Source organism: Subtercola sp. Z020, from assembly GCF_002931235.1.
Classification (GTDB): Bacteria; Actinomycetota; Actinomycetes; order Actinomycetales; family Microbacteriaceae; genus Subtercola.
The window spans coordinates 1-770 of record NZ_PSTT01000160.1 but is presented as its reverse complement, the minus strand read 5'-3'; the positions used below and the strand labels follow the sequence as shown (position 1 = coordinate 770).

General features: G+C 66.9%; 1 protein-coding gene. It reads left to right on the top strand.

The genetic code is table 11. The annotated features are described in order from the left end of the window. Positions 1-770: biosynthetic peptidoglycan transglycosylase (locus C5B96_RS16980; protein ID WP_199176711.1), on the top strand; the 770-nt coding region annotated here is incomplete at both ends.

Sequence of the window (770 nt, the reverse complement as noted above, 5' to 3'; positions counted from 1 at the left end):
GAACCCTCGGCACCAAGCTGAGCGCCGCCGTCGGCCTCGTCGGGCTGAGCGCCGTCGCCGGCCTGCTCGTGACCGCGATGGTCACGCCGGTCGTCGCGCTCACCGGGGTGACCGCGACCAGCACGCTCGGCGTCTTCGCGAACCTGCCCGAGTACATCAAGCCCGACAAGCTCGCCGAGAAGACGAACATCTACGCGGTCGACGCCTCCGGCGCGAACGTGCTGCTGGCCTCCGTCTTCGAGCAGGACCGCGAGGAGGTGCCCTGGGAGCAGATCTCGCAGTTCGCGAAAGACGCTGTCATCTCGACCGAAGACCCGCGCTTCTACGTGCACGGTGGCGTCGACCTCGCCGCGACGTTCCGCGCCGCGCTCGGCAACGCCGCATCCGGTGGCGTCGAATCGGGTGCCTCGACGATCTCGATGCAGTACGTCAAGAACATCCTCGTGCAGCGCGCCGAGGCCATCACCGACCCTGCGGAGCGCCAGCTCGCCTACGAGCAGGCCACAGAGACCTCGATCGACCGGAAGCTCCAGGAGATGAAGCTCGCGATCGGCCTCGAGAAGCAGTTCACGAAGAGCCAGATCCTGCTCGGCTACCTGAACATCGCCAGTTTCGGGGGCGTGACCTACGGCATCCAGAGCGCATCGAAGTACTACTTCGGTGTGGATGCCGCGAACCTCAGCCTCGCCCAGGCCGCCAGTCTGATCGCCACGGTGAACGAGCCGAACGGGCTGCGCATCGACGACCCCGACAACGTCCCGGCGAACCAG